Annotated in this window: 8 protein-coding genes; 2 read left to right on the plus strand and 6 right to left on the minus strand. The window is 71.3% G+C overall.

Annotation, left to right across the window (positions count from 1 at the left end; all coding sequences use genetic code 11):
- Positions 1 to 8 precede the first annotated feature (8 nt).
- The 4 genes from ACZ6D7_RS11505 to ACZ6D7_RS11520 all read right to left on the minus strand — a co-directional run bounded on the left by ACZ6D7_RS11505 (position 9) and on the right by ACZ6D7_RS11520 (position 3,041).
- Positions 9 to 437 carry a hypothetical protein gene (locus ACZ6D7_RS11505; protein WP_469487399.1) on the minus strand — a complete coding sequence of 143 codons (429 nt, stop codon included), beginning with the start codon at positions 435 to 437 and terminating at the stop codon, positions 9 to 11.
- A 4-nt stretch (positions 438 to 441) separates the two neighbouring features.
- Positions 442 to 837, minus strand: a complete 396-nt coding sequence (locus ACZ6D7_RS11510) for a roadblock/LC7 domain-containing protein (RefSeq protein ID WP_469487402.1) — start codon at positions 835 to 837, stop codon at positions 442 to 444.
- A 113-nt stretch (positions 838 to 950) separates the two neighbouring features.
- Positions 951 to 1,907, minus strand: coding sequence for a MarR family transcriptional regulator (locus ACZ6D7_RS11515; RefSeq protein ID WP_469487407.1), 957 nt, complete (start codon positions 1,905 to 1,907; stop codon positions 951 to 953).
- A 189-nt stretch (positions 1,908 to 2,096) separates the two neighbouring features.
- On the minus strand, positions 2,097 to 3,041 hold the full coding sequence (locus ACZ6D7_RS11520) for a LysR substrate-binding domain-containing protein (protein ID WP_469487952.1): 945 nt from the start codon (positions 3,039 to 3,041) through the stop codon (positions 2,097 to 2,099).
- A 163-nt stretch (positions 3,042 to 3,204) separates the two neighbouring features.
- Between ACZ6D7_RS11520 and ACZ6D7_RS11525 the strand changes: the two genes are divergently transcribed.
- Together ACZ6D7_RS11525 and ACZ6D7_RS11530 are read left to right on the plus strand one after the other, a co-directional pair.
- A complete protein-coding gene (locus tag ACZ6D7_RS11525) occupies positions 3,205 to 3,759 on the plus strand; it encodes a peroxiredoxin (RefSeq protein ID WP_469487409.1) in 555 nt (184 codons plus the stop codon).
- 6 nt (positions 3,760 to 3,765) lie between these two features.
- A complete protein-coding gene (locus ACZ6D7_RS11530; protein ID WP_469487412.1) occupies positions 3,766 to 4,299 on the plus strand; it encodes an alkyl hydroperoxide reductase in 534 nt (177 codons plus the stop codon).
- 54 nt (positions 4,300 to 4,353) lie between these two features.
- Here the strand turns inward: ACZ6D7_RS11530 and ACZ6D7_RS11535 are convergent, their stop codons facing one another.
- Together ACZ6D7_RS11535 and ACZ6D7_RS11540 are read right to left on the minus strand one after the other, a co-directional pair.
- On the minus strand, positions 4,354 to 5,715 hold the full coding sequence (locus ACZ6D7_RS11535; RefSeq protein ID WP_469487415.1) for an AI-2E family transporter: 1,362 nt from the start codon (positions 5,713 to 5,715) through the stop codon (positions 4,354 to 4,356).
- A gap of 132 nt (positions 5,716 to 5,847) precedes the next feature.
- Positions 5,848 to 6,576, minus strand: coding sequence for an aggregation-promoting factor C-terminal-like domain-containing protein (locus ACZ6D7_RS11540; protein WP_469487418.1), 729 nt, complete (start codon positions 6,574 to 6,576; stop codon positions 5,848 to 5,850).
- Between the last annotated feature and the right edge of the window lie 161 nt (positions 6,577 to 6,737).

The raw sequence follows: 6,737 nt of genomic DNA on the forward strand, positions 1-6,737 counted from the left end.
GTCCGTGTTCACAGCTGGTACTCCCGCACCACCCTCCGCACCTGCGCGAACAGCATGCCCACGTTGACGGACTTGCGGCAGACGACCACCGCGACGACGTCCTGCTGCTCGGTCATCCTCACGAACAGGTGAGTGAGGTTGTCGCTGTTGACGAGGATCTCCTGGAAGAAGTGGTTCTCGCTCTGGATCCCGCGCCGCTCCTTGAAGACGTCCTCGATCATCACGACCGTCCGGCCCTGGAACAGGTCGAGGGTCGCGCCCGCCAGCAGGTCGAGGACCTCGGGCGGATGGTTGTCGACGGTCTCGTAGGAGAGCAGCATGCCCGTGGACATGTCGACGACGCCGGAGGCGACGCAGTCGGGGGCATCCGTTCGCAGTGACTTGACCAGGCCCATCACCTGGTCGGAGAAACCTGGGGTCATACGCTTCGTCGCCATCCCTTCAGACTCCTTCGACGGTCTTCGCGGTCTTCTCGGTGAGGATCAGGTCGATGCGGCGCAGGGCCGGCTGGGTCGCCGTGTGCAGCCGCTCGACGTCCATGCCCTCGTCTCCGAGTACGACCATCAGCGCGGTGTCGCCGACCGCGTAGAACGCGGCGCAGCCGTGGCTGCCGTAGGCCACCGTGCGGTGCAGGGCGCCGCGGGCGGTCGCCTCGGCTGTGCGGCGGGCGAGGCCGAGGCCGGCCGCGGCGAGGGCGGCGAGGCCCTCCGGGTCGATGGAATCGGCGGTGTCGGCGGCGATGAGCAGCCCGTCCGCGGCGGCGACCGCGGTGTCGGTGATGCCGCTCACCTGCTCGCGCAGGCCGCGCATCTCCCGTGCGAGGGCTTTATGGTCCATGAATGCAACTCCCCTATTTCTGATCGCATATGACCGTCTGGTGTCCGTGGGGGTATCGATGGGTTAATCGGTGAGGGTTTCGGTGGGGTCTTCGGCGAGGGTTTCGGTGATCTCTATTTCGTCGTCGGGTTCCGCAGGCGGAAGAACTCCTTCCAGCCGGTCGGGCTTCCGGAGTTCTCGCCGGGGATCACGTCGACACCGTTCTCGGCACTGTTTCCGTGATCCGGGGCGAGCGCCTCGTTGATGCCGCTGGCCCCGGGGCGGCGGCGGGGCAGGGCCGCCGGCAGCGGGGGCGGGCCGGCCGGCGGGACGGGGACGGGGGGCGGGGGCGGGGCAGGTTCCCGGGGGCGGACGCCGTGTCCGTCGGGCGGCAGCCGGACCGGGATCGGGGCGGGCGCGCCCGCGCACTCCAGGAGCCCGTCGCCGAGCATCCGCGCCACCTCGACCGTGACGGTGTAGACCCCGCGCCCGGTGCGGAAGGCGAGGTCGCGGGAGGTGCGCCGGCCGTCGGCGTGGGTGAGCACCTCCCGCTGGAGCGGGCCGAGCCGGCCGGCCGCGTAGGAGAGGGAGGCGGGCACCGGACGCTCGCGCTCCGGCCGTACCGGGAAGTCCAGCGCGAGCAGCGCGGCGAGCTTGCGGGAGGCCTCCCGGAGCAGCCGGCTCGGGGGTTCGCCGACGGCGACCGCGGCGGGCGGCGGCCCGACGGACGGACCGCGTTCACAGCCGTCGACGCTGCCCGCGACCATCGCGAACACGGCGTCCTGGAGGGCCATCGCGCAGACCACCCGGAGCTGTGCGGCCCCCGCGAAGCCATGGGCGATCAGCCCCTCGGCCGGCCAGCGCGCCCCGCCGGACGCGCGCACCAGGGCGGCCCACTCCTCGCCCCCGATCCGCCCGGAGCGCAGCAGCAGGGCCTCCGGTCCGGGCGCGCCCGGCGACTCGACGGCGACGACGAGCCCGCCCCGGAAGTGGAAGGTGCCGCCGGGTGTGCCCGAGACCCGCACCTCCCCCGTGAAGCCGTCACGCCCGCACGCGGCGAGGTCGCGCGCCAGCAGCTCGTAGCCCGACATCACTCCCCTTGGCAGGTCGTCCTCGTGGATCGCACAAACGCCTGACGCGTAGCGCTGAGGAGGGAATGTGTATCAGCCGGGGCGCATATACCAACGACGGATTTCCGAGCTGCTCTCAGCTGACGGAACTTGCTCCGCGGGTGGGCCGAATTCTCTTTACAGGGTGCTCATTTGACCGGTTGGCGAACGTCAGTCGTCACCTCCGAGGACCCGTACCGGAAGCGGTCGCAGCGCCTCCCGCAGCGCGCCCGCGAGCTCCTCGTACTCCGCGCCGCGCGCCGCGCCGGTGCGCCGGGCGAAGGCGATCCGGCGGGTGGGCGCGGGTTCGGCGAAGGAGGCGGTGCGCAGCTGGGTGCTGCGGCTGGTCTCGACCGTGACGGCGGTGCGTGGCAGCAGGGTGCAGCCGAGGCCGCCGGCGACGAGCTGGACGAGGGTGGCCAGCCCGGCGGCCGTGGTGGTCACCGGGGCGTCCGCGCGGCCGGCCTCGCGGCAGATGTCGAGAGCCTGGTCGCGCAGGCAGTGCCCCTCGTCCAGGAGGAGCAGGTTCAGTTCCCTGAGGGCCTCGCGCGGGACGCCGGTCCGGCCGCCGAGCGCGTGATCGGGGGGCGTGACGAGCACGAAGTCCTCGTCGAACAGCGGGAGTTCGACGACGCCGGGGACACCGAGGGGCACGGCGAGCAGCAGCAGGTCGAGCCGGCCGCTGGCCAGGCCGTCGATCAGGGTGGCGGTCTGCTCCTCGTGCACCTGGAGGTCGAGGAGCGGATAGCGGTCGTGGACCAGCCGCAGCACGGCGGGCAGCAGATACGGCGCGACGGTCGGGATGACGCCGAGGCGCAGCGCCCCGGTGAACGGCGCCCGGACCGCCTCGGCCTCCTCCAGCAGCGCCCCGACCTCGGCCAGCACCGCCCGGGCCCGGACGGCGAGGCGCTCGCCGGCCGGGGAGAGCAGCACCTTGCGGGTGGTGCGCTCCAGCAGGGTGACGCCGAGGGTCTCCTCCAGGGCGGAGACGGCGCCGGAGAGGGCGGGCTGGCTCATGCCGATGGCGGCGGCCGCGTCCCGGAAGTGCAGATGCTCCGCGACGGCCGCGAAGGCCCGCAGCTGGGCCAGACTGGGCTGGCGCCGCTTGGCACCCAGACCCTTGGGGCCCGAATTACTCACGGTCACTGATAGACCCCTCCGATCAACACAATCGAGTGTATCCATTTCCTGAATCAATGCACCTTGTGCCACGATCGAAGCCGTCCGACCCAAGGGAGGTGTCCGCGATCCGGACACCCCCTCGCTGCAAGGAGAGCGTGTGCTCACTGTTGGTGACAAGTTCCCCGCCTTCGAACTGACCGCCTGTGTCTCGCTGGAGAAGGGCAAGGAGTTCGAGCGGATCCACCACAAGTCCTACGAGGGCAAGTGGCTGGTGGTCTTCGCATGGCCCAAGGACTTCACCTTCGTCTGCCCCACCGAGATCGCCGCGTTCGGCAAGCTGAACGACGAGTTCGCCGACCGTGACGCGCAGATCCTCGGCTTCTCCGGCGACTCCGAGTTCGTCCACCACGCCTGGCGCAAGGACCACCCGGACCTGACGGACCTGCCGTTCCCGATGCTGGCCGACTCCCGGCACGAGCTGATGCGGGACCTCGGCATCGAGGGCGAGGACGGCTTCGCGCAGCGCGCCGTCTTCATCGTCGACCCGAACCACGAGATCCAGTTCACGATGGTCACCGCGGGCTCCGTCGGCCGTAACCCCAAGGAGGTCCTGCGGGTGCTGGACGCCCTGCAGACCGACGAGCTGTGCCCCTGCAACTGGACCAAGGGCGAGGACACCCTCGACGCGGTCAAGCTGCTGGCCGGGGAGTGACCTGAGATGTCCCTGGACACCCTGAAGTCCGCCATACCGGACTACGCCAAGGACCTGCGGCTCAACCTGGGCTCGGTCATCGGCAACTCCGACCTGCCGGCGCAGCAGCTGTGGGGCACGGTCCTGGCGACCGCGATCGCCTCGCGCTCCCCGATCGTGCTGCGCGAGCTGGCCCCGGAGGCGAAGGCGAACCTGTCGCCCGAGGCGTACACCGCGGCGAAGTCCGCGGCGGCCGTCATGGCGATGAACAACGTCTTCTACCGCACCCGGCACCTGCTGTCCGACCACGAGTACGGCAGCCTGCGGGCCGGTCTGCGGATGAACGTCATCGGCAACCCCGGCGTCGACAAGGTCGACTTCGAGCTGTGGTCGTTCGCGGTCTCCGCCATCAACGGCTGCGGGCTGTGCCTCGACTCCCACGAGCAGGTCCTGCGCAAGGCCGGCGTCGACCGCGAGGTCGTCCAGGAGGCCTTCAAGATCGCCTCGGTGATCCAGGCCGTGGGCGTCACGCTGGACGCGGAGGCGATCCTCGCCGAGTAGGTCACGCCGTACGGCAGCGGGCCCCGTTCACCTTCCGGTGGACGGGGCCTTCGGCTATGCGGAGGAGTCGTCTCCCCCGGCTCCCCCCGCATTCCCGGCTCCCCCGGCGTTCCCGGCCGGCGCCGGTGCGACCGGCGCCACCTCCAGCGCCGTGGCCCCCCTCGGCTTCGGGGACGTCAGCAGGGCCGGTTCCTGGGCGTACGCCCGCAGATAGCCGACGACCGTGTTCGTGACGGCGACCAGCGGTACGGCGACCACCGCGCCGCCGATGCCCGCGACCATGCCGCCGCAGGCCACCGCCAGGACCACCGCGAGCGGGTGGACGCGAACCGCGCGGCCGAGGATGAAGGGCTGGAGGATGTGGCCCTCGATCTGCTGCACGGCCAGCACGACCACCAGGGTCATCACGGCCGTGAACACGCCCTGCGTCACCAGCGCGACCACCACGGCCAGCGCGCCGGAGGCCACCGCGCCGACGAGCGGGATGAAGGAGAACAGGAAGATGAAGACGGCGAGCGGGACGGCCATCGGCACGTCGAGGAAGTAGATGCCGAGGCCGATGAAGGTCGCGTCGATCAGCGCGACCACCACCGTGCCCCGCACATACGCCGTGAGCGTCGCCCAGGCCCGCGGCCCCGCGCCCGCCACACCGGGCCGGGCGGCGGCCGGGACCAGCTTGAGGGTCCACTCCCAGATCCGCTTGCCGTCGTAGAGCAGGAACAGCGTCGAGAAGAACGACAGCAGGATGCCGGTGAGCGCCTCGACGACGACGGTGACGCCCTCCAGACCCGCCGAGGTGATCGAGTCGGTGTTGGCGCCGACCGCCTCGCGCAGGTTCTTGGCGATGCCGTTGATCTGCTTGTCGGTGACGTGGAAGGGGCTGTTGAGCAGCCAGCGGCGCAGGTCCTCGATACCGTCCTGGACCTGGTCGGAGAGGTCGTCGATGTTCTCCATGACCTGCCAGGTCACGAACCAGCCCATCAGGCCGATGACCACGAACCCGAGGATCGCGGTCAGCGCGGTCGCGGGCCCCCGGGGCACCCCGAGCCGCTTGAGCCGGGCCACGGTGGGTTCGAGGAGCGCGGTCAGGAGCAGCGCCACCACGAAGGCGAGGACGACGAGTTGGACGGCGCTGATGACCCGCATCAGCACCCAGACGGTCCCGGCGAGCACCAGCAGCCGCCAGCCGGCCTCCGCGGCCACCCGGACGCCCCACGGCACCACCTGCGCGGGATCGGGGCGCGGGGCGGGCGGTGACAGCTCCCGCGGGGGCGCCACGACGACCTCGGGCGGCGCCGACTCCGGCTCGGGGGTGGCGCTCTCCCGCTCGACCTCGGCGCGGCGCTCGTCGAGCCGCTCACCCATCTCGGTCAGTCCGGCACCGAGCCGGCCGAGCCACCCTGGCACTCGCGACATGATCCGTCCTCTTCCCCCGTCTCTCCCCACCACTCCCCCTGGAGTCGTCGGCTTACGACCGTACAGGGCGACAGCCCCTCACCTAAGGACGGGGAGGGGCCTCGCGGGGTTGAGAGACGGCGGCGGCGCCGCTCAGTAGGAGCCGTTGGCCTGCCAGTAGGCCCAGGCGTCGCAGGGGCTGCCGTACCGTTCGTTCATGTAGTTCAGACCCCACTTGATCTGCGTCGCCGGGTTGGTGCGCCAGTCGGCACCGGCGGACGACATCTTCGAGCCGGGGTAGGCCTGCACCAGACCGTAGGCGCCCGACGTGGGGTTGACGGCCCGGTAGTTCCAGGTGGACTCGTGGTCCACGATGTTGCTGAAGCACTGGAACTGGCCGCTGGGCACCATCTGCCGTGCGATGGCCTGGACCTCGGCGACGGTGTACGACGCCTGCTGGGGGAAGTCGGAGGCGCCCGCGACCGGGCCGCTGTCGGCCGTGGCGCTCTTGGTCTCCGCCTCGGTCTCGGCCTTCGCGCGGTCCGCTGCCTCCTGGCGGGCCTTGGCCCGGTCCACGGCGGCCTTCTGCTTGGCCACGGCGTCCTTGGCCGCCTGCACCCGGGCGGCTTCCTCCGCGGACTTCTTGGCGGTGGCGTCCGCGGCCACGGCCTGGACGTCGGCCTGCTGCCCCACGGTGGCCGACTGCACCTGGGCCTGCTGGCCTACGGGTAAGTCGGCGAGGAGGGTCGAGTCGCCCGCGGCCGCCCTAGGGGCGTCACCGGGCTGAGCGGTGCCGGCCTGGGCGACTCCCACCACACTGCCGACAGCGGTGACCGCGGTGGCCGAGACCACCGCGAGTCCCCGGGCCGAGTTCCGGCTCACACCGATACCTTCTGTTCCGTCGTCGGGAAAAAGGAGGCGCGGGGGGGGGGGGGGGGGGGCCCGCCCTCAAGGTTCCCCGCCCCCACGGTTTTTCCTTCCACAACAACAAGACGCCCCACGCGAGCCCGCCCGATTCTTTCCTTTATTTCGGGCCCCCCTTC

The sequence above is a fragment of the Streptomyces sp. NPDC041784 genome, assembly GCF_055591025.1.

Bases quoted from the DNA above. Each gene is read 5' to 3' on its own strand.
- ACZ6D7_RS11505 (WP_469487399.1), bottom strand. From the start codon at position 437: ATGGCGACGAAGCGTATGACCCCAGGTTTCTCCGACCAGGTGATGGGC.
- ACZ6D7_RS11510 (WP_469487402.1), bottom strand. From the start codon at position 837: ATGGACCATAAAGCCCTCGCACGGGAGATGCGCGGCCTGCGCGAGCAG.
- ACZ6D7_RS11515 (WP_469487407.1), bottom strand. From the start codon at position 1,907: ATGTCGGGCTACGAGCTGCTGGCGCGCGACCTCGCCGCGTGCGGGCGT.
- ACZ6D7_RS11530 (WP_469487412.1), top strand. From the start codon at position 3,766: ATGTCCCTGGACACCCTGAAGTCCGCCATACCGGACTACGCCAAGGAC.
- ACZ6D7_RS11535 (WP_469487415.1), bottom strand. From the start codon at position 5,715: ATGTCGCGAGTGCCAGGGTGGCTCGGCCGGCTCGGTGCCGGACTGACC.